Origin of the sequence: Streptomyces sp. NPDC050485, from assembly GCF_044458185.1 — a bacterium.
Taxonomy (GTDB): Bacteria; Actinomycetota; Actinomycetes; order Streptomycetales; family Streptomycetaceae; genus Streptomyces.
This window is the reverse complement of record NZ_JBITHR010000022.1, coordinates 24173-47654: the sequence shown is the minus strand read 5'-3', so window position 1 is coordinate 47654 and position 23482 is coordinate 24173. Positions and strand designations below refer to the sequence as shown.

Sequence of the window (23482 nt, the reverse complement as noted above, 5' to 3'; positions counted from 1 at the left end):
ACATGAGCCGCCGGCCGCACGCCGCCGTCCCGCCCGCCGAGCCCGCCACCCCGGCGGGCCGTACCCGGACGGGTGGCCGCTGATGACCATCTTTCAGTGGGCGCTGTCCGCCGGCCTCACCGTGGCGGGGATCGGCGCTGTCGCTGTCGTCGCCATGCTGCTCGGCAACCGCCGCAGGGCCGAGGAACAGAACGCCACCGCCGAGGAACGGGCCCAACTCGCCCTCCAGCGCCGCAACGCCTGGCAGCGCCGCCTCGCCGTGATCGCGCTCGGCGTCGGCTGCGTGATGATGTTCGTCCTTGCGGGCATCGCCGCCTGGCTCTCCTTCGGAGCCCAGCGCGAGTACGCCCACGCCCACAACGGCGGTGACTGGGACGCGGCGACGGGCTTCGCTCTGCTCCTGGACGCCGGCGCGCTCAGCCTCAGCCTGATCCGTTTCTTCGAGGCCCTCACCCTGCGCTCGTCCGCCATCACACGGATCCTCCTGCTGGGCTTCGTCAGCGCCTCCGCGATCATGAACCTGCTCCACGCCCCGGGAGCGGGCGCCGGCAGCGCCTTCCTCGCCGTGGTGCCGCCGCTGGTCTACGCGATCCTGCTGGAGATGCTCCTGCTCAAGATCGAACAGGTGATCATGGGCCGACAGAAGCGCCGCAAGGCCGACCGGGAGCGGGACTACAGCCTTCTGCTGTGGCTGCCCTGGCCGATCGGCGCACCGGTACGGATGTGGAAGGCGTGGCGCTCCGAACTCCTGGCGACCGTCGACAACGTCCGCGTGATCGGCTCCCAGCGTCCCCGCCCCGCGGCGGCTGCGGCCCCCGCAGCCGAAGTGACCGTAGAGCGGGCCGAGACCGCCATGTCCCCGGCCGCGACCGTGGCGAGCGCAGCACCGGTGAACGCTCTGCCGCTCCTCCCCTCGCTGCCCCCTGCCCAGGAGGCCCAGACACCTACGACCACGGCAGCGGCCTCAACGGCACCGCCGGTCGCCGCCGCGCCCTCCGGGTCCGCCACCACGCCGCAAGGCCGGCAGGATCCGGCCCCGAAGACCGAAGAGAAGCCGGCTCCCGCCGCGTTGGCCGAGCCGCGCCCGGCGCCCGCTCAAGAGCCGCAGCCGAAGCCGGAGTTGAAGCCGGAACCCGAGCCTGAGCCGGAACCCGAAGGCGAGGCGGAGGCTGCGAAAGGCCCGGAAGGTGTGCCAGAGTCCGGCGACTCCGGGACGGCCGCGCCCCCGGACCTGAGGGCCGAGGACACCCCGCTTCCCGGCGACGAGTCCGCCGACGAGGACGAGGAGGAGCCGGAGCATGACACGCCGCCCGGCGATGAGGGTGACGAGGAGGCACGGGAACGGGCGAGCATCGAGATCGACCTCTCAATGCTCCCGGCGAACTTGTCCCAGCGCCAGCGGGCCGAACGGCTCTACGTCGCCCACCAGGCCGCCGGCGTGGCCCTGTCGCAGGCAGACCTGGGCAAGTGGGCCGGCTACAAGAACCCGAACTCCGGCGGCAACGAGTACCGCAGGCTGGAGAAGACCTACGGGCCCATCCTGGTCCGCGAGGGAGCGACCCACGTCGACCTGAGCTGGTCCCACCACGATGACCGAGAGCACGCCGACTCCCACTCCGCGATGGCAGCCTGACCCCGCCCCACGCGCCCCTACGCACTCCCCGTTCCCTGCCGGTGACTTTGGCCGGGAAGGGGGGACGTGTCGGACCGGGCCGGTAGCCTCAGGGCGACACCAGACCCGGCACAGGGAAAGGGGGCGGCCGGTGAGCAGCCACTGGCATCGGGCGATCGCCGAACTGCGTGCCCAGGGCGACGCCGCCCGGGCAGCCGCCCAGCGCGCCGACGACGCCTCGGGGCCGGAACGTGCGACCGCGAAGGTCATCTCGTACGTAGCCGGGGCCGACTACCTGCGGAGCGCAAGCGCCCTGCTGCGGGTGCACCTCACCGACCGGCAGCCGCCCCGGCGGCTCCCGATCGCCCGCCCGTGGCCGTGGTTCCGCGATGTGTGGGAAGCGCGCGCTGGAGAGCGGCGCGGCGGAGTATGGCGGGCCGTTCCCCGCGATGCCGCACTGGAACGGATGCGCAGCGCCCCTTCCGAAACCCTGCTTGCCGACGTCATCCAGCAGGCCGAAGCGTTGCAGGCCAGTCTCCACGGCGAACGGAACCTGGACCGCCTGTACGAGGCGTTCATCCCCGAGCGCACGGGCGCCCCCATGGCCAACCTGGTCGGTGGCGGTGGCAGGTCGGCGCCCACGCTGCCCGGATTCCCCGACCCGGGGCACCCTCTCAACCGTGCCTTCCCCAGGGGCGATGGCGTGCGTATCCAGCCCGGCCGCGAGGCAGAGTTCAACCAGCTGTCGCGCGACCGGTCCGCAGTCCACACCCGGGCCCGCGGCTTCGGCGACGCGGTCCTGGCTCTCCTCGTCGAGCACCGGTCGGACGGCCTAGCTCCGCAGCCGGGGCGGCTGCGCGGCGCCGGGCGCTGGATGGGACGCGAAAGGCAGTTCGTGCCGGACCGCGCGAAGTGGCCGGCGAAGCTCAGCTTCTTTCAGGGCGTGACGCTGGCCGGGCTGAGCTGGCTGGTGTTCAGCTGCGCGGCGCTGCCGCTGATCTTCGGGCGCGAGGCCGACCTGCTGTCCCACCTCACCCTGCTGCTCATGGCCGCCGTCCTCATCGCGTCCGCGGGCGCCGGGCTCATCACCCGGCACGCACCGAAACTGATGAAGGCGCCGGGGCTCCGTGCGGCGGTACCCGGCATCGCGGCTGCCCTGGTCGCGATCCTGGTGTGGCAGGGGCAAAGCTCCCTCGCCAGCTACTACTTCGCCGGCCCGTACGACCGCTACGACCGGGAATACGCGAACGAATGCCTCGCCGCCAGCCCCTACCGGCACGACACCATCCAGGCCATGGTCGACGACGGCGTGCTGAAGGTGACCCCAATGAGCGGCGGGACGACGCTGCGCCTGGGCCCGGCCAACGACGGCAGCACACACCCGCTGCAGCCGCTCGACCAGGCAACCCGGGCGGTCCTCAACGAGTATGGCTGCTGACCCTGCCCGCATGGGGCCCGGCGCCGTCCGGTGGGCGACGTCACCCACGCCCGCTCTGCGGCGTCATGTTTCGTATCAACCCCCTCAACGCTGAGCACTCGACGGCCAGCGCGGCGATCTGCTCGGTGAGCACTGCGAGCTCGGAGCTCAGTGCAGTGACCGGCTCGGTGAGAGCAGGCTCGGCGACCGGCCCGTCGTAGCTCTCGTTGGGGGGATTTTCTGCTGCTCGGGCGGCCCCTCCGCCACGCTGTGCGGCGGACCCTTCCGAGTTCGCCGCACGCTCGCGCACGAAGGTTCCCCGTCCCTGCACGGAATAGACGTACCCCTCACGCTTGAGGAGGTGCATTGCCCTCTGGACGGTGACGGAGGCCGTACCGAATTCCTCCTGGAGCATTCGTGCGGTCGGGACCCGCATGCCGGCCCGCAAACGCCCGGACGTGATGTCCCTTCGCAAGAAGTCGGCGATCTGGAGGTAGGCATAGCGGCCGTCCGTCTCGAAGTCCAGCGCGCGGGCAGTAGGCCAAGGACTCGCCTCCATGCCGGGCTGCTCCTCGCGCAGCGCCAGCCTGGTCATGCGGTGTCCTCCTCGCGGGCACCTCGGCGCGGGGCCCGGCCGATCTGTTCTTCGATCTGGGCGATCTCGCTCTTGCCGTACGCAGTACGCACCCCGGAGAAGGTGTATCCGGACAGGTCACCGAGCTCTTTCAGGGAGTACCTGCCTTTGGCGTGGAACTCCCGTGCGTAGGCGAGCAGGTTACGGATGCGCCAGTCGGCCATGCGCTTCTGGGCGTAAGCCTCTTCCAGGGCCAGGAGGAGCGGGTCCGCTTCCAGCCCCAGTGAGGCAGCTTGGAGATTGTCGGCGAACTCCTTGCGGGCCTGTTCGGTGTCTTCGCGTGCATCGTCGAAGCACTCCGCTGGGGACACGCTGCCGGGCTCGGGCAACGGGTGGAGGAGTGCGGCCAGTTCGGCTACGGGATTCATATTGCGATGGTCGCAGCTTTTTGCGTTCATCGCAACACCGGGCTAGGGCCGAGCCACCGCGTGCTTCCGGGTCTCGGCGGTCATCGCCGTTTCCCCAACGGCCGCATGGCCTGCGGAGGCGACGGACACGGCGTTTCGGCAGTGCGCCAGGGACCAGTGCCGCCCAGTGGTGCGCGGCCTCTATCCGTATCGCGTCGGCGGGGTTCCGCAGCCCGGCACTGCGGGCTCGATCGTCGGCAGCCCGCCACACCGTGCGCAGCGTGGCGACGGTCCGCCGTAGAGGTCGATGTCGCTAGTGCCGCGCTCAGGGGTGCGGAACGCCGACCGGAAGGCCAGGGACCAGTGCAGCCAGGTGCTACAGGCCTCCACACAGGCGCCTACTCGAACTCGCACTGGACATTCCGCTGTACCTCGCACGCCTCGTCGAGCATCTGTGGCGCCCGCCGGGCCGCTGACGTCGCGGTCCTTGCTGTGGGCCCCGCATCCGGCTGCGCCGCTCCTAGAAGGGTTCGGCGGCCCGCAGTAGGTCCTGCGGAAGGTAGGGGGATTCGACGCGGATCGCCCAGCCGCGGCGGCGGGCGTGGCAGGCCAGGGCGAGGATGTCGAGGTTGACGGAGGCGTCCGGGTCGTCGGCGCGGTCGGCGACCTGGTAGTAGTCGCGGTGCGCTTCGAGCGCGTCGGCCAGTGCCAGATTGAAGCTCTCCTCGTCGCCCTCCACCAGCTGCGACAGCAGCACGGCCGGCGGCATGGCGAAGCCCCAGTCCCTGGCCCTCTCGTTCTGTTCCAGGGCCCGCTGCGCGGCCGCTTCCGGATCGGCGCCCTTCAAGTAGGCGTGGAGGGCTTCGCGGTACGCGCTGAAGGCGGAGCCGTCCGGGCGGGCGAAGACGGGGCCGGTGAGGATAAGCGGGGCGAGGTCCTCACGTGCACCGGTGATCAGGGCGAAGGCGACAGCCCGCTGCCAGTTCCCAGCACCGATCACCTCGCCCCGGTCGGCCGGGGACGACAACGTGTGTCCCTCGACGCTGGCCTCGGCTGGTTCTCCCTCGGCGGGGGTGAGCGCCTTGCGGAGGGATTCCTCGTACATGGCCGCGATCCGCTCGCAGGCGGGCCGTTCCACCACCAGCGGGCCCGCGGCGAGCGCGGCGACCGCGTCCGGCCGCCGGCTGCGGCCGAACCCTGCGACCCGCGGGCCGCGCGTCTCGAAGCCGGTGACCAGCGCATGCGGCAGGTACGCGGTGTGGACGGCGGGCGCCCAGCCCAGCGTCCGGTAGGCGACCGCGGCCAGGGCGATGGGGACGAGCGGCAGCAGGGTCCGGGGCAAGGGCGCAGCCGGCGGAACGCCGGTCTAGCGCTACACGCGCTACACCCGAGCCGGGGCAGTACGCCGTCGCGAGTGATTCCATGTGCAGTCCGGACACTGTCCGCGCAGTTTGACGCATGAGCGCCGGACGATGCGTAGTCCCATGGCGTCATGGCGAGGGCCGTCCGAGCCCCCGAAGTCCGTGAGGCCCAGGGCGGCGAACGGCAGGACGGCGATGAGATAGGCCAGGCCGTACAGCCAGCGGCGCACCGTCGGCCGGAAGCGGGGCCGCGCACCGTCCTCGACCCGCACCACGCACAGCAGTGTGGTGAACTTGCCCAGACTGGCACCCGTCCACATGGTCAGCAGGACCTGATTGGTGAAGGATCCGGCGATCATCGCAGCCGCAGCGACGGCCAGGCCTCGCAGACCGACCAGTTTCCATGAGACCTCGGAACCGGTGTAGGTTGCCAGGCCCTCCTGTACGACCACGCTGATGATCAGGGTGATAAGTCCGCACAACAGGGCCCAGATCGTGTCCAGGAGGACGGCCAGGTCCCGGCGGAGGTGATTGCCGATGGGGCAGGGCACAGCGGGTGCCACTGGATGCGCCGCCGTCTTGATGTCGCTCACGCGTGTGTCCCCTCCATGAGGCGGTCAGAGCCCCTGAACTGAAGGGCTCGACGATACTGCGTGCTCGCAACGTCCCCACGGCGCCAGGTTCCAGGGATGCACCGAGACCGGCACAGCCCAGAGCTCGGCCGTCGCGCAGACCACGGCAGGACCGCCTCTGCCGCACGGCAGCGCCGGACTACTGGGCCTCGAACGCCCCGTAGGGGGAAGGAGGTTGCGGTAGTTGGCGTTGGACGCTGAAGACGGCCCCGACTGTCGGCTGCCGACCCGGTCTTCGCCGAATTGGTAGCTCCACTGCCCCGGGGGTGACGCACCAGCCCTGCGACCTGCGTGATGTCGGGTGAACCACCGGTCGCAGGGTGGTTACAGTGCCTTCATGTCGAACGAATATCCACCTCAGCCACACCCGTACCCCGCTCAGTACCCGCCGCCTTACGGAGCTCCGCCCACTGCACCTGTGACCATGCCGGGCAGTGTCCGTGCTGCGCAGGTGACCATCTTCGCGATGATGGGGCTCTGCCTGCTGATGTCGGTCGTGGTGGGCATGGCCCAGAACACGCAGGCTGCGGGCGCCACCTTCGGACAGAACTTCATGGGCTGCGTGTTGTTCGTCCTCGCCTTCCGCTACCGAACGGCAGGAAACGGTGTGCGGATAACGTCCATTGTGCTGGCGAGCGTGCAGATCGTCCTGGCGCTGAGCGGGACAGCCCGGGGGATCCAGGGCGGCATCTTCGCCGTCATCGGCGCGATTACCGTGGTGGTGCTGCTCAGCCAGCGCACTGCCAGCGCCTGGTTCAAACGAAACGTGCGCCACGAAGTCGCTTGAGAAGAGTGGGAATCCGGTGGGCGGCGGACTGTCTTGACGGTGCTGTCGAGGTACTTCTTCGCCCAGGGGATGAGCTCGTTCTTGGCGTAGGCCGAGTCGGCCCAGACGATGGCGGTCTCCGGGTGCATCAGCGCGAGTCGGAACAGTAACTCCCGTGCGACCAGGGAGTCCTGGGCGTCGTTCGCCAGAAGATGGGCCGCCGTCGGCGCCCGGGCACGTTGACGCCTCAAGTGACAGCTCGCGTCAACCAGCCGCTGGCTCTCCTCGACCACCGGGCGGGCCGTCCGCGCCAGTCCCTCGGCACACTCCGTCGCGGCAACAAGCCGTTCCCACAACGCTCCGACCGCGCTTCCACCGCCACGAGGATTGCCTACTCGAAACGAGCCTTGTCATGGCGGCCTCACATGCAGGCTCTAAACTCCGGGGGTCCTCTCGCCCCACTGGCCTGCTGGCCTGCCGACCAGGAGTGCACGATGTTCCAAGCCCGGATGCCCATAGCCCCGTCGGTCCTCGCGTCCGTCACGGCCGTCGCCGCCGGCACACTGCTGGTGGGCTGCTCGGCCCACGTCGAGGTCGGGAAGTCCACGCCGAAGCTGTCGGCTGACAAGGTCGCCGACACCGTCGCCGAAAAGCTCGCCGCCACCACAGGACAGCCGAAGCCGCACGTCACCTGCCCCGAGGATCTCGTCGGCAAGGTCGGCACCACCATGCGCTGCACCCTCACGGGGAGCGACGGCCGCACCCTTGGTGTGACGGTCAACGTCACCTCGGCGGCCAAGGACCAAGTCAACTTCGACATGAAGGCCGACGATAAGAGTTCGCCTGCTCCGAACTAGGACGATTCCAAAACGAGTTCACCGAAGGGTGAGTGTGTGGGAGCTGCGCTGTCGGCTCGGCATGTGGCTCGGTGGACGTCGAGGCACCGCCAGTTCTGGCCTGTGGTGCAGCAACTGGTGCCAGTCCGCATCGGACAGCGCTGCCCTGATCAGGGCAGCCTCAGGCATCGCGAATTCGGTCGGCGCCTTGGTCGTGTTGTCTGTGCGAGTCATGCTCGATCAACGACAAAGACGGGCAAATGGGTCATCGTTGACTTGGTGTTTCGGGGTTCAGACACAGGGTCTGATCACGCGTCAGCGAACTCCCCTAATTCTGAAGGTGGTTGGCCGCGGCGGTGCGCTTGGGGAGCAGCAGGCCCTTTTCGAGACCGTATGGCGGCGTGGACGCTCCTGGCCGGGCTGGTACCACCAGGTCAGCATCGCCACCGCCGCCCACGCCTTCCTCGACGGGCAGCAGTTCTCCCCAAAAGAGCTGCCACGCTACCGCACCTTCTGCTTTGTCCTTCTCCTCAGCCGATCGGCTTGCGGATCTCGGCGCGTACTTTGACGGCCAGTTCGGCGGCTTCGGTGACATCGACGTCGGCGGGTTTCTGCGTGGCTGACGCGGGGGTGACGACCCCGACACTTGCCACGGTGTTGCTGTCGCCCCATGCGCACATCGGGAAGCTGAAGGTGATGGCGCCCTGCGACTTGGTCAGGACCTCGCAGGAGATCTTGACGTCCGAGCCGGCAGGGGTGGCGTCCCTGGGAGGCGTCACGAGGGTAGCCCCGTCCGCTTCCGCGGCGCCCCGCAGCATGCCGTCGCGCTGCCGCTCGGGGGCCTTCACCCTGCCGTAGTAGCCGCCCACGACTATCGACGTGCCGTCGCCCTTGGCGCCCGAGTACTGGCCCACGGCCGACTGGGGATCGCGGACTTCTGCCTGCGAGGTGCCCTTGAGGCTCTCCCTGCCCACCTCGGACACGTCCTGCGCCAGGGTGTACTGACCGTTCAGCAACGTGGGCGGCACCGTGAGCCGGTACTTCGCCTCGGGAAAGCCCCCGGCCACCCCGGCAACCCTGCTCGCGACGAATCCCAGCCCGCCGAGCACCACCAGCACGACCGCGATGATGCCGATCACCAGACCGGCCCGGTTCTTGCGCGGCGGCGGCCCCACCGGGGGCATCCCCCAGCCCTGCTGCGGCGGGAACGGCTGCACGGGGAAACCCGGTTGGGCGTGGGGCTGCTGCGGCCAGGGCTGCTGCGCACCGTAGGGGCCGGGCGGCGGGGTGCCGTAGGGGCCTTGGGGCTGCGCAGCGTAGGGACCCGGCTGCGGCGACGGAGGTGGCATGGTCATGTCCCTGACGCTACTTCACCTCGGCGACGGCGCGACGGCCGGCCGAACACCGTGACAGGCCACCTCTCCTCGGTCCCCACGTCTTCCGTTGGCGCTCCTCCTACGCCCACGCAAGCCGCCTTTCGGCGGGGTGCATTGCGCAGCGCAGACTGATCCCGCGTCCAGCTGCGGGCGTACGGCGCGGCCACCGGGCTGGTGGGCGGGCACGGCGCAGCCCGTACCGACCGCCAAATAGATGAGATCCGGGTCACGTCCGTAGCGTCCGAACGTGGACGACGCCCCTGCCTGTCCCTGGTCATGATCAGAGTCTCATCCACGACCAGGAGGGGAGACCGCCGTGCCGGTCCTACGCCAGATCACCACCTGCACCAGCCCGTCCACCATCGTCGTCGAGCGCCGCAGCCGGGCACGGGACCGGCCGGTGGACTACCGGCTGGAGTTTTGCCGCCGACACCGGTGGCTGGCCGGCACATGGACGGGGCGGCGCAGCCCCGAAGGTGCGGGCGGGCGATGCGGCACCGTCACTGACTACCGGCCGTACTCCGCGATCGTGCAGTCCCACTCCGATGTGTGGCTCCGGGCGTTAACGACGCACGGCCCCGAGGACCACGACGGCGACCTCGCGTCCGCGCTCCGGGCCGGGTTCGAGTGGCTGACCGCCTACCGGGAGCCGACCGGCGTTGCGATGGCCTTGGAGCACGCGGCCCGGATCGCCGAGGCCACTGCGGCCGGAGCCCTTCCCTTGGCCGATGGCCAGTTCCAGCTCCTGGTCGCGCTCAGCATGGCGGAGACCCTCGACGCCGGCTCGCGAGGGGCATGAGCCGCTGAGGAGCGACCTGGGAAAACCAGGCCCCGCGTGGTCCGCGGCGCCGAGCCGGCACAGCTCCGGCGGCGCGGCCTTCACGGGGACGGGCCGGGCCGATGCCTCACCGGGCAGTAGGGTCGAATCCGATCAGCCCGTCGCAAGGAAGCCGGTCTGTACGTAGGAGTCTTGGTTGTCCGCCCTCGCCATTGTCCTGACCGCCGCTGCCGGAGCCCTGGCCGGTGCCGCGGCACGCCTTCTGGTCTTCGCCCGGTCGGTGCCGGCGCCCATGCCCGGTCGCAGCAGCTGCCCGCATTGCGGCACCACTGTCCTCGGAGGCCGGCTGCCGGTGCTGCCCGTCTCCGGGCGCTGTCCTGCATGCGCGCAGGCGATCGGACCGCGCTCCTTCGTACCGGAAGCGGCGGCCGCCATCGCGTTCGCCGCCATCGCTGCGGGCGGGGCGCACGGCTGGTTCGCGGCCGCCCAGTACTGGATCGCGGCGTGCGGTGTCGCTCTGGCGCTGATCGACCTCGCCGTCCAGCGGCTCCCCGACGTACTCACCCTTCCCGCCTGCGGCGGAACACTCCTGCTGTTCAGCGCGGCCGCGCTCGCCGGTGAGCCCGGCCATCTGGGCCGCGCAGCCGCCGCTGCCGGCGTGCTCACCGCCGCCTACCTCCTCGTGGCGTTTACCGGTGCCATGGGGCTGGGAGACGTCAAGCTCGCGCCGGCGATCGGGGCGCTCCTCGGCTGGAGCAGTTGGACGGCGCTGTTCTGGGGGGCGGCCGCCGGATTCGTCGTGGGCGCGGTCTCGGAGGTGGTGCGACTCGCGGCTGGCCGACTGCGTCGCGCCCACGTCTCGTTCGGCCCCTACATGGTCATCGGGGCCCTTGCGGTCTCCGTCGCCGCAGCCTGACGTCCGGGGAACGATTTCCTGTAGTCGCTCTCCCTGTATATGGGGTTCCGGAACGAACTGGGCGTGGTCAACTCCGCTGGGCGGAAAGAAGATCGGATCCGGAACGAGGATGCAACCGTCGCGTTCCTGTCTTCCTCGCCCACCTCACCACGGCCGCGCAAGCACGCGGTGAAGAAGCGGGATTCCGGCCGACAGCACCAGGAAGAGCCGCACATGAACACCCTCACCCGCCGCGCCGCGACCGTGGCAACCACCGGTGCGCTGCTGCTCGGCGGCGCCGTCGCCACCGCCTCCACCGCCAGCGCCGCGACGCTCGGCAGTGGCGCGTGCACCCACCAGATCAAGATCGACACGGACGTCTACACGACCGTCAACTTCCGCACGGGCCCGGGCACCGGCTACACCGCCACCGGCCAGCTCTCCCCGGGCACCCGTGTGTACTGGCAGTGCAACAAGGGCAGCAACGGCGAGCCGGGGGCCTGGGGCTACGTCACGGTGACGTCCGGCGCCCACAAGGGCGAGCAGGGCTGGGTCGCCGCCCAGTACATCAACGTACCGATGCAACTGGACTGACACGACCCGGCCCGCGGAGACGACCCGACCCGAGCTCTCCCGGCCACAAGCGCCTGAGCAGTCACTTACGACAGGCTCAGGACGACCCGACGGCGGCCCGGCCCCCTGCGACCCCGGGCCGCCGTCGGCAGAGGATCATCTAGGGAGTATTCGAGCGCTGGCCGGCCCGGCGACGTGGTCCCGCGGCGCTTCGAGGCGGCCGAGGAGCACCGCGCGGCGACCCTGCTCAGTATCGAGTGCGCGCAGCCGCACGTAGCGGCCGTGGGCGGTCTCGGGCCGGGGCGGCGGAGCACTTCGGCCCGCTCGGCAAGAGCCCGCCATACCGGCACACGCAGCTGCGCGGCGATGGCCTCGGCCTCGTCGGGCCGCTGTACGTCCGTCGTGGTCGCAGTCGTGTGGCCGAAGGGTGCACCGCCCGCTGACAGGGGACTGCTGGAGCGGTGCGCGGTCCGCTGGTTGGCTCAGTCTTCGAGGGTGCCGGGCTGCTTGAGCCAGTGCGGCACGCGTGAGGTGTTCGCCCGTGCGCTGGTGAGCATTTCCTCGGCCTCGGCGAGGACCTGCTTGAGCTGCCCGGCATGCTCCGGCTTCAGGTTGAGGCGGGCCTCCAGCAGGATCATCAGAGCACGTGCCGTGTCCGCGCTGGCCTTGATCAGCGGGTCGGTCTGGGGTGCCTTGGTGCGCAGGTCGCGCAGCATCCAGGCGATGGTGGAGACCTGCCAGTACCAGAGCAGCGGAACGGCCTCCGGGCGGCTGTCTCCCTCCTCCATCGCTACGGTCAGCAGATGGTTCAGCGCGACCCCGGCCTGGAGGTCGCCGGTGGCGGCGAGGTCTGCTTGTGCCTTGTGGGCGGCCTTCGCCGCGCGGCCGAACACGGCAGTGGCCAGGGCCGCCGTGGTCAAAGTCTCCGTGGCCGTCGGCCCCTGCGGGATGTACGTCCTCGGCGTACCGCCGAGAGTCTTCACGATCTTTTCGAGGTCCATGACGCTGGGAACGGCGGTGGGATCGCTCATAGACGGCAGCCTACGAGTCCGCGGCGGCTACGGCGCGGTGAGACACCCGTCGGCTCAGTCATCCGGCTTGCCGGACTGCTTGATCCAATTCGAGACGGCTTTGAACGTGCACCGGCAGATAGCGATCCTGCCGATCGGAACTCGGCGGGATCGCCAGCCGGTTGAGAGCGTGTCACGCCCCCACACACCGTGTCTCAGATCCCACTGGGACCGACGCCGGGCACGCTCCTTGTCCTCATCCGACGACGGAGGCTGGGCAGGCTTCGGGCCGCTCCTCCGGGCTCATCCCCTTCATTTCTCTCTGCGGGGGCCGGGCAGCCGTCCTTGAGCACGGTGTAGGGCGAGCCCCCACGGCACGAGGGGACCTCGCCCGGGCCATGGCGCGCTTCTGGGGTGGAACAGCCGGACAAGCCTGTGGCGGCGCCGTCGCCGGGACCACCCTTATACCGGAATCCATATTTCCGGAAAATGATCTACCGGAACCATCCGAGCCTGGCCAACTCGCCTTTACATACAGAGGATTAAGGTCACAGCCCCCCACCACGTTGGATACGGGTGTCCTCAGCCCCCCGAGATGCTGGGTCAGGAAGATCTTCTCCGTCGATCCGGAGCCCAGGAGACGGACCATTACGTCGCCTCGGGAGGCCGCTTCAACACCATGGCCCTCGGCAGCCTGTTGACATGGCCGGAGCCCGTCCCCATCGACCGAGGAACGCATACCGTGACCACCCCGCACCCGCAGGCCTCCCCGTCCGGCCCTGCCCCCCACCAGACGGCGCCGCAGCCCGCGTATCCGCACCTTGGTGCGCCACATCCCGGCTCCTTCGGGCCGCCCATGCCGCCCATGCCCGGCGCCACTCCCGTCATGCCCACGCTGCTGGCACCGCCTCTGACGTGCCGCATCTGCGGTGCGCTCCCGGCAGCCTTCGCGACGTTCCGCCGGCATCAGGGAATATTGATGTGGATGCGGTTCTCGAGCGTGAACGGACCCTTCTGCCGGCCGTGCGGTACGGCGATCTACCGTGAGGTGACCAGCGAGACGGTGTGGCAGGGCTGGTGGTCGCCCCTGTCCCTGGTCCTGTTCACCCCCGGCACCCTGATCATCAACCGGGTCGCCCTCGCGCAGATCAACAAACTGCCCGCGCCCGTTCCCGGACAGCCCGGCCCGCAACTGGCCCCCGGAACACCGGTGCTGCGGCGCGCCAGTTCCCTGGCTGCCCTGCTCCCTCTGGCCTGGGCGATCTGGGTCCTCACCCACATCATCAACGACCTGACGTCCTGAGACTCTGCCGCCGTGAGCGACACCGGCGCCCGCAGGCTGGATGTCTCGCCGTCGGGTCAGCTGCCGTCCACGGCCAACTCCCCCTCTGCTGAGGTACGTACCGTTATGAACTACCCCCCACCGCCCGCGCCCGGTACTCCGCAGGGATTCGGCCCGCCCCCTGCGGGATTCGGCCCGGCTGTTCCGCCGATGCCCACCACCCCGCCGACGAACGTTGCCCCTCCGGCCGCTCGGCGCGCCCGGCAATGGCCGGGGGTCGTCGCCATCATCGCGGGGTCTGCTCTCGTGCTCGGTTGCGGCAGCACCTGGTACCTGACGTCGGGCGGCGACAGCGGCAGCAGTAGCAACAGCAAGCCCGCGGCCGACGCGAGTAAGGGCGGCAACGACGGCGGCCACGCCGGGCAGGCCGCTCCGCCGGCTGCCAAGATGCTCTTCAACCAGTTCGCGCCCAAGGCCAGCAGTGATGGGGGCCGTGTCAACGGTGAGTGGCTTACCGACAAGGTGTACGCCAAGACCGGTTTCAAGGAGATCACCGGTTACGACCGGGCAAGCGGCGCTCAGCTCTGGAAGCTTCCCCTTCCTACCCAGGTGTGTTTCACGACCTTGCAGAGCACTGCGGACGGCGTCACCGTGATCGCGTACGACGATGAGAAGAGGCCCACCTTCGAGGGCGTCGGAGATTGCACCAACATCGCGGCGTTCAACATCACCACGGGGAAGATGCTCTGGCACACCAGCACACCCGTTCTCGGTGTTTCCGCCGATGGGAACGGTGATCGCAAACTCTGGGTCGACGAAATCGCCATCAGCGGCGGCACCGCTGCGGTGGGCGGCGGACCCGACGGAGGTGCCGCCTGGGACATAGCCACGGGCAAGCTGCTCTGGAAGCCCACGGCCAACGCCGACAACTGCCAGGACGACGGCTACGCGGGCGGACCGGCGCTGGTTGCCGTGCGCCGGTGCGGCGACTACTCCAAGCCGTCCCTCTCGGTGCAGACGCTGGACCCCGCGACCGGACAGCCGCTGTCCACGTACAAGGTGTCCTCGGCGTTCAGGGACATGCACGTGCTGTCTTCCAAGCCCCTGGTCGTCGGTGGTTCTCCCGGCGAGGGATCCGGCGCCAAGGTCTCCGACATCTACTCCATCGACGAGAAGACCGGCAAGGAACTGGCCCACATCACGATCCCCGACGAGAAGTACGCCATCGACTGCAAGAAGGAGGTGGGGACCTGCCTGGGTCCCCTCGCGGGCGGCGGCAAGCTGTTCCTGCCAACTGCCGACCACGACAACGCTTCGCCTGATGCGCCCGGCCACACCAACGAGTTCGTCGCCTTCGACCTCAACACCGGCAAGCCGGCACCGGGTCGCGCCGACGCCGGCGACGGGCGGAAGCTCTTCCCCATCCGCATGGACGGCAACAACGTCATCGCCCTGCGCACCCCGCCCTACGAAGGACACAGCGCGGTGATCAGCATCGACGGCACCACCCTGAAACAGACCGTCCTCATGGAGCTCCCAAAGGACGACAAGGTCCTCAACCTCGTCCTGCCGTCCTTCGGCATCCGCACGGACGACCTGCTGTTCGACAAGGGCCGGTTGTACATAGGCGACCGGCTGACGAACAAGGCAAGCGACGAGATCGAAGGCCCGCACTACCTGTTCGCTGTCCTCGGCACCAGCTACTGACCTTCCGGGCGTGATGTCGTGGAGGGTTGGCAGGTGACGGCCGTCGCGGTACGTCCGAACCATGAGGTATCCGCAAGGCGGTGGGCTGACAGCCGAGCGGCGGGCGTTTCGGGAGCGCATCCGGATGGAGGCCGCCGAGATGTTTGCCGCCGGGCAGGACTACACGGTGGTGGCCAAGCAGTTGCGGGTCAGCGTGCGTTCGGTACAGCGATGGCGCGCTACCTGGCAGGACGGCGGGCAACAAGCCCTTGCCTCCAGGGGGTCGGCTGCCCGGCCGAAGTTGAGCGAGGCCCTGTTCGCGGTCCTGGAGCAGGAGTTGGCAAGAGGTCCGGTCGCGCACGGGTGGCGGGACCAGACCTGGACCCTGGCCAGGGTCAAGACACTGATCGGGCGCCGGTTCCACAAGACGCTCTCACTGTCGGCCATCGCGGAGATGCTGCACCGCCACGGGTTCAGCCACCAGGTCCCGGCCCGGCGGGCGCTGGAGCGGGACGAAAACGCGGTGACCGGCTGGGTGAAAGACACGTGGCCCCAGGTGGAAGCACCGCGGCGGAGCTCGGCGGCTGGATCGTCTTTGAGGACGAGGCCGGCTTCTCGATGACTCCGCCCACCTCCCGCACCTGGTCCAAGCGCGGACACACCCCGCTCATACGGGTCAGGGGACGCTCCCGGGGCCGGGTCTCGGTGGCCGCTCTGTGCTGCTACCGCCCCGGAGCACGATCCCGCCTGATCTACCGGTACATCCTCCACGACCCTCATGGCGGCCATACGAAATCCGGGCGCCGCAGCTTCTCCTGGACCGACTATCGCGACCTGCTCCGCGTCGTCCACCACCAGCTCGGTGCCCCGTTTGTCCTCGTGTGGGACAACCTCAACACCCATCGTGCCGCAGGTCTTCGCGACTTCGTTGCCGAGCAAGACTGGATCACCGTCTTCCAGTTGCCGTCTTACGCACCCGACCTCAACCCCGTCGAAGGCATCTGGTCCGCATTGCGGCGCAGCCGTCAGGCCAACACCGCCTTCACCGACCCTGACCACCTGCTGAGAGCCCTGCGACAAGGCCTCCGCCAGATCCAGTACCGCAGTGGCCTCATCGACGGGTGCCTCGCCGCAACCGGCCTCACCCTGACGACATCACGCCCGGAAATTCAGTAACTCCACCGCAGAAACCGCTTCACATCGCTCCAAGCAGACGGCCGATAGTCCTGTTTGACATGAACTGCACCATCATGAGGAGATCATCCGGTCGTCAGAAGCTTTACCCGAGGAATTCGTGCATCCCTACATCGCAGCTCTCGCCGAGAAGGCGCCCAGCGTGTACCTCCAGAACGTCGCCATCACCCTGGCCGCGACCCTGCTCTTCTTCTGGGTCGGACGGACCAAACTCCGTGCAGGAAGCCGCTCGGCCGACCGGTACGAAACGGTGCGCGTCGCCAACACTTTGGTTGCTCCCCCTGCGCCCCGGCGCTCTCAGCGGGTCCAGGGCCGCATCTGGATCGGAGTGAGCTGCGTTTTCGCCTTCGGATTCCTCTTCAACCTCGCCATGGGCATCAAGGCCCTCTCGAACTGACCCGCTGCGGCCAGCGGATGCCAGGGCGACATGCACACCCGCTTGTCCGGGGTGCAATGGCTTGTCAGCGCCGGGTGCCACAGTGGAAACATGGTCATCGACACAGCTGACTCCCAGGTCACGACATCGGCGGACGAGCTCGCCGAGGCGCTGCGTCTGCCCGTGTGGAACACGTTGAGCGAGCGCGCCGACCACCTGCGCCGTGCCCTGCCGCCGCGCCCCGAGAACGTGGCCGGCCGGTACCAGTGGTGGCGCCTCCTCGATGCCGAGCAGCAGCGCCAGGCGGAGCTCCTGGACCGGATCGATGCGCTGTGCGGACATCTGGCAGGGCGTCCCGCGCTGGGCTACGACCCGCACCAGTTGGTTCCCGACTCTGCGCTGTACGAGGCTCAGGGGTTCAATCTGCAGTTGTCCGCTCTCATTGCGCGGTGTCTGGCCCAACGGGACCTTGCACGCCGGGCGTTGTGAGCTGCGGCTATCGCATCCGGGTTACCGTTACGACTCCGTGTCTGCCCGAGCCCGCCAGGATCTCGACCGTGGGCCCCTCAGGGAGCTCTCGGTAGGTCTCCCCGCTCTGGGCCCGGCCGTTGGACGCAGAGTGGCGACCGGTGAGCTGCGCGCCGAGTTCGGCGGCCAGGACCGCCGGGAGGCGCTGGGATAGGGCAACGTTCCCGTCGGGAAGGCGTACTGCCACGGTGTGCGGCCGGGTCTGTGGGCCGGTGAACCCGACGACGACTCCGTCGTCGGTGTCTGCGTGCCGCTGTTTGCGCCAGATGCGGCGTCCGCCCACGTACAGCGACGTCGCGTGCTTCCACACCAGGCCCTCCAGCCCTTGGGCTTGGAGGACGGTGTACCAGTCCGCCGCAACCGTCCGGTCCCCCGTGGACGGGACGACCTGCAGGGGCGGCCCGAGAGGCTCCAGCAGCTCGACGAGCCACGAGCGGCGCTCCACATAGCTGCGCATCCGAACGTCCCCATGTACGGGGTGCCGCAGCAGGTCGAAGGCGGCCAGCGTCGCCGGGTACTCGGCGGCCAGAGCGCGCGCCCTGGCCGTGGTGGAGGCGCCGCGGGACTGCGCTGCCGAGAACGACACCCGACCGTCCACCCATACGACGGCTTCACCGTCAATGACAGTCCCGGGCAGTAGCTGCATGCCGGCCACGGCCACGTCCATCCAGACCGATGTCACGTCCCGGCCCGTACGCGATTGCAGGCGGACGGTCTCTGCCATGCGCCACAGGGCCACTCTGTGGCCGTCAAACTTAGGCTCCGCGAACCAGTTCGCCCCCTTCGGCGGGGACTGCACGGCCTGGGCCAAGGCGAGCGAGACAGGGAACTCCACGTGTCCCAGCCTGGGCATGCGGAGCAGTCCCTGCCATACGTGTTGCTCCGTCCGGCGACAGCCCCCTGCGGGCTGCCTGAGCGACGCACAACGGCGCCCGTTCCCGGTCACGCGCCGCTCCCACCAACGCACGCCGGGACATAAACCCCGGCCCGGTTTCATCGCATCTGCCCTGGGGCCCTGAGCGCAGTGACGGGTACGCGGCGATGTTCCGAAACCCGGGTGCGTCGGTTCATACGGCTCTGGGATCATCCCCGGATGGTCCACCATCTCGAACCCCTGGTCATCCGGCACACTCACCGCCTTCCCGCTCCTTCCGGACCCGGCGGGCAAGGTGGTGTCGCCGCACGGCAGTTGGACGCGGTGCTGATGTCCGTGGGCTTCAAGCTTTCGGCGGACCTGCTCGGGCATCTGTCGGCGCTGTCCGAGGGCACGGTCGTCGACACCGCCGTACAGACACTGGACACGGTCCGCGCGATGGTCGGCGATCACGTCCAGCACAACACCTACTTCATCGACTTCCCGGCCAACGTGCCAGACACGTACGGCTTCTGGACGCGGTGCATCGCCGAGGCGCTCGGCGACGACGCGACGCGCGAGCACACACTCGCGCAGCTCAGCACCGGCGTGGTCGACCTGCTGACCCTCCCGACGTACGGCACCTACCAGCACACGTACGCTGAGCTGATCGCCGCTCACGACGAGCTGATCGCCGAAGCGGGCGACCGCCTGACGGTCCTGCGCTTGGGCGGCGCCCCGCACGATGAGGTGACCGCCCTGTACCTGTCGCTGGCGGGTGCCACCACGCCGCTGGGCGAGGAAGGCCTGCTCGACCTGGCCATGCTCGCCGGGTACTGCGTGGACGGTCCCCAGCCCGAGACGATCCCGATGCGGGAGAACCGCGCGGTCGTCAACCGCGCCCGTCTCGACACCGACGCGGACCTTCTCCTGGACACCGTCACCGACGTGCTCCGCCTCGCGTGCGCCCTGTCGGACGGTGACGTGACGCTCCTGGAGCCGACCCGGTTCCGCTCGCCGTCCCGGCGGGTCCGCCGTGCCTTGCTCACCGGCCTCGACTCCGTGGTCGCGGCGGCCCCAGCTAAGCTCGCCGACGTGCTGGCCCACCGCGAGGCGTTCAAGCGCCTGGGAGAGCGGCTGCACGCCCACGAGTACGAGGCGCGCTGGCCGCACGCCGCCGACGTGTTCGCCGTGGCCCGGGGCGACAAGCAGGCCCACACCTTCGACAGCCGCGTCGAGGAACTGCTCGGCGCAAACGACGTCCTCGGCGCAGTGCGGCTGCTGGAGTCCGCTCCGGGCAAGCTGTTCCGCTCTCTGGACCGCCTGCTGCGCGCCTGCCCCACTCAGGAGGAGCGGGACGTGGTGACGGCATCCGCCGAGCGGGTCGCCCCGCAGGTCTCGGGCCGGGTCCTGCTGTCGGTGCGCGAGCACTTCGACAACCGTGCGGAAGAGGGCGGCGAGCGCCGTGTCTTCGTCAACCGCCTCGGCCGCGCCTGGGTCAGCGACGACACGCGCCCGCCGGTGCCGGCGGCCGAGCGCAAGCGCCTGACCGCGGCGCTGGACGTCGAGATACGCCGCCGCCTGCCGGACCCGGGGCAGCTGCTGATCGACCCGGACATCCTGGACGTCGCGCTCCCGCTCAGCGGCAGGGCGACGGCGGCCGGCCTCGGGGTGCTGCCACGCGGTTCTCTCACTCCGGTCGACGGCGAGTTGCTCCGGTTCTTCGTGTACTGGAAGCAGACGAGCCGCACCACCGACTTCGACCTGTCGGCGCTGATGCTGAACGCCGCGTACGAGACCGTCTCCTGGCTGTCGTACACCGCTCTCACCGAGCTCGAGGGCGAGCACTCCGGCGACATCACCGACGCACCCGACGGCGCCTCGGAGTTCATCAACCTGCGTCTGGGCGCCGTGCGCGGCACCTACATCGTGCCGCAGGTCAACATCTTCTCGGGGGAGGGATTCGAGGAGGTCGAGGAGTCGTTCTTCGGCTTCATGCTGCGCGACGCCGAGCAGCAGGGCCGCCCCTTCGAACCGCGCACCGTGCGCTTGAAGTCTGAGCTGCGTGGCCCGGGCCGCGTCGCACTGCCTCTGGCGTTCGTACGCGGGGACGACGGCCGATGGCGCGCCAAGTGGCTGCACCTGTACCTCAAGGGCAACCCCAACGCGAACCGGGTCGAGGGGAACCGGATCTCGGTCGCAACCCTGCTGCGCGGCATCGTCGAGCGCGACCACCTCACCGTGCGCTACCTCACCGATCTGATGGCCGACCGAGCCACCAACACCATGCTGTGGGACGGCACCACGGTCCCGGACGGCCCGGTCACCTACATCGGCCTGGAACGCCCCGACGGGCTGCACCCGGCTTCACGCATCGTCACTCCGGAAAACCTGCGGGACTTGATCCCGGGCTGACTGCTACCGTTGGGCCCGGCGAGGCTATGAACGGGCTTCCTTCTCACACCTCATTGAAATTAGTCCCTTCGCTTTCCTCGCCGTCGACGTCGCGCCGGGGTGCCGCATGGCACCCCGGCGGCGTCGTCTCCCAACTCCCTGATGCAACCGTCGGCCGGGTGCCGATATTGGCTGGCGTCGGCGCAGGCCGGGTTGTTACAACCAGTGGCATGGGGATCTGGACCGATGTATTCGTCGCGCCCACCGAGCCGCACTTGTTGTCCCGTGAGGACTTCGGGCGCCTGGTGGTCGATCTGGCGCGCGAGCGTGTGGTCCGTACGCCCTGGGCGCTGATCGCGGGCGAGCTGTGCGTCAATGCGTGTCTCAACTGGGGCAGCGTCAGCGGCCAGGCCCGCTGGGACCGCCCACCCATAGGCAGCCTGCTGCGCAGCGAAGAGATCCCGGAAGAACTCCAGGACCCCGACGCCGACCCGCCGCCGTGGGGCCCCTCACACGAGCGGGCCAGGCTCCTCGGCCGCGGTGAGCAGCTTCTCGACGTGCTGCCCGCCCTTCAACTCGCCCCGTACGGGGACGAGGATGTCGCCGTCATCTTCGACCACCTCGACTTCGGCAACCGGGCCATCAACGACTACTTCTGCTACGACGACCACCGCACGATGCTCGTCTGCTTCGCCCTGGCCAGGACACAGGACCGGCCGCTGTCCACCCATGACTGCGGACCAGCCGGCGGCCCTGTTCACCCGGTGCGCACCTGCATCGTCCACACCTACAAACACGCGGCGGAAGACGGTGTGGTGCCGCCGATCGCCGCCATCGCCACGCGTTACTTCGGTCCGGCCCTCGTCAGCGGCGAGACCTGGGGCTGAAGGGAACCGCCTCCGGGAGTGTCCAATAGACGCCGCCCCGACCTCAGCCTCGACGTCCGCACCCTCTGCTCGGCCCACCTCGTCGGCACCTCGCGCGAATGACGTTCCAGCTCAGACCGGCCAGGGCGATGATGGCAAGCGCAACAAATTGCCCTGCCGGGAGGCCGTTGCCGGAGAGTGCCGCACTGGCGCCACCCGCGACGCAGATTGCGAGCGCCACCAGCAGAAACCCGCGCTGCCAGAGCATCACCCGCCGCCAGTGGCGTTCGAGTTCCTGATCCACTGGGCCCCCAGAGGTTGGCTGCTCTTCCCGCCCATCATTCCACCGGCCACCGACACGACCGGATTCATTGGGGACATCAGGGCAGATGCTCGAAGATCTCTGAGACCTCGCACCGAAGCTGCTCCCGGTGCCCGGTGCCGCTGTAGCAGGTGTCGTCGTCGCCCTCGCCGCCTTCCTCGTGGGGCGCTGGCAGGGGCCCGTCGCCAGTCACTCCTTCGCACACGCTCGATCCATGGTCCTTCTCTGTCGGCGCTACAGCCGGCCCCGGTCCAAGGGCCGTTCGCAGCGGGACGGCGGACATGAAACCTGAGTACATGTGCCCCCGGCCTGAGTACCCGAGCGGCTGGGCGGCGCCATAGGCTGCCCGTTGGATGGAGCCATGAACGCATCTCCCTCCCCTGCCGCGCTCCCGAGTCAGACAGTCCAGGACCGGGACCGTACCCGGCTGTGGGCCGCCCTTGCGGCGCTCCTGTTCGTGCCCGCAGTGCTGGCCATGGGTGTGCTCACCCTGGCATCGGAGCGAGCCTCTCGGTGCCTGACGTACGGGGAGCAGTGCGCCCCCGGGCTGCCTGGGTGGCTGTTCGAGTGGGGTGCCGGGGTTGGCGTGGTGGCGTTCATTGTCGCCCTGGCCGCGCCGGCAGTTCGGGTGCGGCAGGTGGCGGTCGCCGCCCAGGTGCTTGCCGAGTGCACGGCGCTGCTGGTCATCCTCAGCCACGCGTGACGGCCTGACATGCAAAGGCGGCACCGGCGGCGGGGACCGCGCAGGCAGGGGCGGGCGGCCCGCTGAGGACGCGCAGGCGGAGCCGATCTCGTAGTAGTGGAGGTGTGCACCATTCTCCTCCCTCAATCCAATACGGGCCCGACCCGTCAGTGAACTGCCCCAGCCGGAGGGAGAGACCCGCTGTACGAGCAGAGAGTCGACGGTTATCGCACGCTCGTCTTCGCCGGTCGGCGCCGTATGTCCAGTCCCGGCGGGCCGCCAACCTGGGCCCGGCGTTCCCGGAGATCCCCCGGGCCGCCGGTGCCCCGGGCGTCGAAGCGGTCCTTGATGCCGACCTGGTGATGTGGGGTGACGGCAGGCTCGATTTCGTGGCCCTCCAAGGCCGGGCCCGACGCCGCGGGGCCACCGCGGAGCGCGCCGGCCGCGAGCAGCCCGCGCACCTGAGCGCCTTCGACGTACTTGAGGTCGCGGGAACCGTCCTCGTGGACCAGCCCCGGCACGGCGCCGGGTCTCCGAACACGGACCGGCGAGGTTGCGGGTGACGTCCCCCAGGGGCAGAGCATCGCGATCACGCGGGTGCTGCGGGCCGAACTCCGGCTTGACCTGCGTGCGCCAGGACCGCACTGGGCCACGTGCTGGCTGGTGAAATCTCGGGAACCCTCCCTGAGATGGAGCTCCTCGCCCGCAATCTGCGGGAGGCCGAAATCTCCGCAGCATCCACCCGGACAGAGTTCCGCGCCTGTGTCTTCCTCGCTCACGGGCACAGCCCTGGCCAACCACCTTCCGAAGCGCGGAGTCCGCTGACGCGAGGTCAGGAATGCGAGCAGTCGTACTTCCACACACCGCCCTCGAGCACCCAACCCGATCTCTTGAATAGTCCCTTGTCCTTGTCCTTGCCATAGCCGTAGGTCACTGTCGCGCGGGTTCCGGACAGCTGGTCTATGTGGAACGTCCTGACCGTGTCCGCGCCCCACTGATCGTGAGTCACGTTCGCCACCGAAGTAACCATCTCCAGTGACGACATCGACTGGCACCGATTCG

General features: G+C 69.3%; 25 protein-coding genes. 16 read left to right on the top strand and 9 right to left on the bottom strand.

The annotated features are described in order from the left end of the window. The first annotated feature begins 82 nt into the window (after positions 1-82). Both ACIBK6_RS32935 and ACIBK6_RS32930 read left to right on the top strand, forming a co-directional pair. Positions 83-1633 (top strand): DUF2637 domain-containing protein, encoded by a 1551-nt coding sequence (locus tag ACIBK6_RS32935; protein WP_399055512.1) that lies wholly within the window; start codon positions 83-85, stop codon positions 1631-1633. Between the two features lie 130 nt (positions 1634-1763). Further along, positions 1764-3050: a hypothetical protein gene (locus ACIBK6_RS32930; protein WP_399055510.1), complete on the top strand. Its 1287-nt coding sequence runs from the start codon at positions 1764-1766 to the stop codon at positions 3048-3050. Positions 3051-3090: 40 nt separating this feature from the next. Here the strand turns inward: ACIBK6_RS32930 and ACIBK6_RS32925 are convergent, their stop codons facing one another. From ACIBK6_RS32925 to ACIBK6_RS32910, 4 genes are all read right to left on the bottom strand, one after another. After that, a complete protein-coding gene (locus tag ACIBK6_RS32925) occupies positions 3091-3624 on the bottom strand; it encodes a GntR family transcriptional regulator (protein ID WP_399055508.1) in 534 nt (177 codons plus the stop codon). Then, the gene (locus tag ACIBK6_RS32920) at positions 3621-4031 is read right to left on the bottom strand and encodes a hypothetical protein (RefSeq protein ID WP_399055506.1); all 411 of its coding nucleotides are present in this window, start codon (positions 4029-4031) and stop codon (positions 3621-3623) included. Before ACIBK6_RS32920 ends, ACIBK6_RS32925 begins: the two co-directional genes overlap by 4 nt. 499 nt (positions 4032-4530) lie before the next feature. Beyond that, positions 4531-5352 (bottom strand): immunity 49 family protein, encoded by an 822-nt coding sequence (locus ACIBK6_RS32915; protein WP_399055504.1) that lies wholly within the window; start codon positions 5350-5352, stop codon positions 4531-4533. Positions 5353-5391: 39 nt separating this feature from the next. Beyond that, the gene (locus ACIBK6_RS32910) at positions 5392-5964 is read right to left on the bottom strand and encodes an RDD family protein (RefSeq protein ID WP_399055501.1); all 573 of its coding nucleotides are present in this window, start codon (positions 5962-5964) and stop codon (positions 5392-5394) included. A gap of 490 nt (positions 5965-6454) precedes the next feature. Between ACIBK6_RS32910 and ACIBK6_RS32905 the strand changes: the two genes are divergently transcribed. Beyond that, entirely contained in the window at positions 6455-6790 is a 336-nt protein-coding gene (locus ACIBK6_RS32905; protein ID WP_399055499.1) for a hypothetical protein, read from the top strand. A gap of 473 nt (positions 6791-7263) precedes the next feature. Then, positions 7264-7626 (top strand): DUF4333 domain-containing protein, encoded by a 363-nt coding sequence (locus tag ACIBK6_RS32900; RefSeq protein ID WP_399055497.1) that lies wholly within the window; start codon positions 7264-7266, stop codon positions 7624-7626. A gap of 509 nt (positions 7627-8135) precedes the next feature. On the opposite strand, the gene ACIBK6_RS32895 is transcribed toward ACIBK6_RS32900, so the two are convergent. Beyond that, the gene (locus tag ACIBK6_RS32895; RefSeq protein ID WP_399055495.1) at positions 8136-8960 is read right to left on the bottom strand and encodes a hypothetical protein; all 825 of its coding nucleotides are present in this window, start codon (positions 8958-8960) and stop codon (positions 8136-8138) included. Between the two features lie 337 nt (positions 8961-9297). On the opposite strand from ACIBK6_RS32895, the gene ACIBK6_RS32890 reads away from it, so the two are divergent. The 3 genes from ACIBK6_RS32890 (at position 9298) to ACIBK6_RS32880 (ending at position 11248) form a co-directional block, all read left to right on the top strand. After that, the gene (locus tag ACIBK6_RS32890; protein ID WP_399055493.1) at positions 9298-9780 is read left to right on the top strand and encodes a hypothetical protein; all 483 of its coding nucleotides are present in this window, start codon (positions 9298-9300) and stop codon (positions 9778-9780) included. A gap of 175 nt (positions 9781-9955) precedes the next feature. Continuing rightward, the gene (locus ACIBK6_RS32885) at positions 9956-10675 is read left to right on the top strand and encodes a prepilin peptidase (protein WP_399055491.1); all 720 of its coding nucleotides are present in this window, start codon (positions 9956-9958) and stop codon (positions 10673-10675) included. Positions 10676-10888: 213 nt separating this feature from the next. After that, a complete protein-coding gene (locus ACIBK6_RS32880) occupies positions 10889-11248 on the top strand; it encodes an SH3 domain-containing protein (protein ID WP_399055489.1) in 360 nt (119 codons plus the stop codon). Positions 11249-11709: 461 nt separating this feature from the next. Here ACIBK6_RS32880 and ACIBK6_RS32875 read toward each other — a convergent pair whose 3' ends face one another. After that, complete coding sequence (locus ACIBK6_RS32875) at positions 11710-12258, bottom strand: hypothetical protein (RefSeq protein ID WP_399055487.1); 549 nt, start codon at positions 12256-12258, stop codon at positions 11710-11712. Between the two features lie 964 nt (positions 12259-13222). Here ACIBK6_RS32875 and ACIBK6_RS32870 point away from each other — a divergent pair. From ACIBK6_RS32870 to ACIBK6_RS32845, 6 genes are all read left to right on the top strand, one after another. Beyond that, positions 13223-13540: a hypothetical protein gene (locus tag ACIBK6_RS32870; protein ID WP_399055484.1), complete on the top strand. Its 318-nt coding sequence runs from the start codon at positions 13223-13225 to the stop codon at positions 13538-13540. A gap of 189 nt (positions 13541-13729) precedes the next feature. Then, a complete protein-coding gene (locus ACIBK6_RS32865; protein WP_399055482.1) occupies positions 13730-15226 on the top strand; it encodes a PQQ-binding-like beta-propeller repeat protein in 1497 nt (498 codons plus the stop codon). A gap of 61 nt (positions 15227-15287) precedes the next feature. Next, a complete protein-coding gene (locus ACIBK6_RS32860; protein ID WP_399055480.1) occupies positions 15288-15827 on the top strand; it encodes a winged helix-turn-helix domain-containing protein in 540 nt (179 codons plus the stop codon). Beyond that, a complete protein-coding gene (locus ACIBK6_RS32855) occupies positions 15824-16381 on the top strand; it encodes a transposase (protein WP_399055669.1) in 558 nt (185 codons plus the stop codon). The genes ACIBK6_RS32860 and ACIBK6_RS32855 overlap by 4 nt, the downstream gene beginning before the upstream one ends. Before the next feature lie 118 nt (positions 16382-16499). Beyond that, entirely contained in the window at positions 16500-16796 is a 297-nt protein-coding gene (locus tag ACIBK6_RS32850) for a hypothetical protein (protein ID WP_399055478.1), read from the top strand. A 90-nt stretch (positions 16797-16886) separates the two neighbouring features. After that, a complete protein-coding gene (locus tag ACIBK6_RS32845) occupies positions 16887-17264 on the top strand; it encodes a hypothetical protein (RefSeq protein ID WP_399055476.1) in 378 nt (125 codons plus the stop codon). A 7-nt stretch (positions 17265-17271) separates the two neighbouring features. Here ACIBK6_RS32845 and ACIBK6_RS32840 read toward each other — a convergent pair whose 3' ends face one another. Next, positions 17272-18156 (bottom strand): hypothetical protein, encoded by an 885-nt coding sequence (locus ACIBK6_RS32840; RefSeq protein WP_399055474.1) that lies wholly within the window; start codon positions 18154-18156, stop codon positions 17272-17274. Positions 18157-18396: 240 nt separating this feature from the next. Here ACIBK6_RS32840 and ACIBK6_RS32835 point away from each other — a divergent pair, with 240 nt between their 5' ends. The 3 genes from ACIBK6_RS32835 (at position 18397) to ACIBK6_RS32825 (ending at position 22441) form a co-directional block, all read left to right on the top strand. After that, complete coding sequence (locus ACIBK6_RS32835) at positions 18397-20571, top strand: hypothetical protein (protein WP_399055472.1); 2175 nt, start codon at positions 18397-18399, stop codon at positions 20569-20571. A gap of 209 nt (positions 20572-20780) precedes the next feature. Beyond that, positions 20781-21437, top strand: coding sequence for a hypothetical protein (locus ACIBK6_RS32830; protein ID WP_399055470.1), 657 nt, complete (start codon positions 20781-20783; stop codon positions 21435-21437). A 662-nt stretch (positions 21438-22099) separates the two neighbouring features. Beyond that, positions 22100-22441 (top strand): hypothetical protein, encoded by a 342-nt coding sequence (locus ACIBK6_RS32825; protein WP_399055468.1) that lies wholly within the window; start codon positions 22100-22102, stop codon positions 22439-22441. Between the two features lie 203 nt (positions 22442-22644). Here the strand turns inward: ACIBK6_RS32825 and ACIBK6_RS32820 are convergent, their stop codons facing one another. Together ACIBK6_RS32820 and ACIBK6_RS32815 are read right to left on the bottom strand one after the other, a co-directional pair. Next, the gene (locus ACIBK6_RS32820) at positions 22645-22941 is read right to left on the bottom strand and encodes a hypothetical protein (RefSeq protein ID WP_399055466.1); all 297 of its coding nucleotides are present in this window, start codon (positions 22939-22941) and stop codon (positions 22645-22647) included. Between the two features lie 311 nt (positions 22942-23252). After that, the gene (locus tag ACIBK6_RS32815; RefSeq protein ID WP_399055464.1) at positions 23253-23429 is read right to left on the bottom strand and encodes a hypothetical protein; all 177 of its coding nucleotides are present in this window, start codon (positions 23427-23429) and stop codon (positions 23253-23255) included. Between the last annotated feature and the right edge of the window lie 53 nt (positions 23430-23482).